This window comes from Curtobacterium sp. PhB190 (genome assembly GCF_004365385.1).
Lineage (GTDB): Bacteria > Actinomycetota > Actinomycetes > Actinomycetales > Microbacteriaceae > Curtobacterium.
In genome coordinates this window covers 1-1,451 of record NZ_SODN01000023.1, presented here as the reverse complement: position 1 = coordinate 1,451, position 1,451 = coordinate 1, and the positions used below count along the sequence as shown (strand labels likewise).

The window sequence follows — 1,451 nt, the reverse complement described above, 5'->3', positions numbered from 1 at the left end:
AAAAGTGCCCGGTCGATTGGATGACGCGAATCAAAGATGCTCGCGTCCACTGTGTAGTTCTCAACATACGATCGGCACCACACTCCCCACCGTCCAGCGACAGTGCTTCATGCGGCCCAACGAAGGACCCGTAGGCCCAACCCCTGCAAGACACTCTCATGTCAGCAGGAAGCCTGGTCCCTCAGGACCCAACAACGTGCACCAGTCGGCAACTCCACCCCAACCCGTCCCAACCCTGCAAGCAGAGCGTACTGAGGTCGGAAGCATCACTCCCAACTGCACTGTCAATGTTCCACCCATGAGCTACCGGCAACCACGTTCGGGTTACTCGGCGCCTGGACCACGCCCACCCCGAAGGGCACACGAGGCCAGATGCTCCTTAGAAAGGAGGTGATCCAGCCGCACCTTCCGGTACGGCTACCTTGTTACGACTTAGTCCTAATCACCGATCCCACCTTCGACGGCTCCTTCCACAAGGGTTAGGCCACCGGCTTCGGGTGTTACCGACTTTCATGACTTGACGGGCGGTGTGTACAAGGCCCGGGAACGTATTCACCGCAGCGTTGCTGATCTGCGATTACTAGCGACTCCGACTTCATGAGGTCGAGTTGCAGACCTCAATCCGAACTGAGACCGGCTTTTTGGGATTCGCTCCACCTTACGGTATCGCAGCCCTTTGTACCGGCCATTGTAGCATGCGTGAAGCCCAAGACATAAGGGGCATGATGATTTGACGTCATCCCCACCTTCCTCCGAGTTGACCCCGGCAGTCTCCTATGAGTCCCCGGCATAACCCGCTGGCAACATAGAACGAGGGTTGCGCTCGTTGCGGGACTTAACCCAACATCTCACGACACGAGCTGACGACAACCATGCACCACCTGTACACCGACCACAAGGGGGCGACCATCTCTGGCCGTTTCCGGTGTATGTCAAGCCTTGGTAAGGTTCTTCGCGTTGCATCGAATTAATCCGCATGCTCCGCCGCTTGTGCGGGCCCCCGTCAATTCCTTTGAGTTTTAGCCTTGCGGCCGTACTCCCCAGGCGGGGCGCTTAATGCGTTAGCTACGACACAGAAACCGTGGAAAGGTCCCTACATCTAGCGCCCAACGTTTACGGCATGGACTACCAGGGTATCTAATCCTGTTCGCTCCCCATGCTTTCGCTCCTCAGCGTCAGTTACGGCCCAGAGATCTGCCTTCGCCATCGGTGTTCCTCCTGATATCTGCGCATTCCACCGCTACACCAGGAATTCCAATCTCCCCTACCGCACTCTAGTCTGCCCGTACCCACTGCAAGCCCGAGGTTGAGCCTCGGGATTTCACAGCAGACGCGACAAACCGCCTACGAGCTCTTTACGCCCAATAATTCCGGACAACGCTTGCACCCTACGTATTACCGCGGCTGCTGGCACGTAGTTAGCCGGTGCTTTTTCTGCAGGTACCGTCACT

At 57.3% G+C, this 1,451-nt stretch carries 1 rRNA gene; it reads right to left on the bottom strand.

Features of this window, described 5'->3' with window-relative positions:
• Positions 1–383 precede the first annotated feature (383 nt).
• Positions 384–1,451 (bottom strand): 16S ribosomal RNA (locus EDF47_RS19620); the annotation flags it as partial.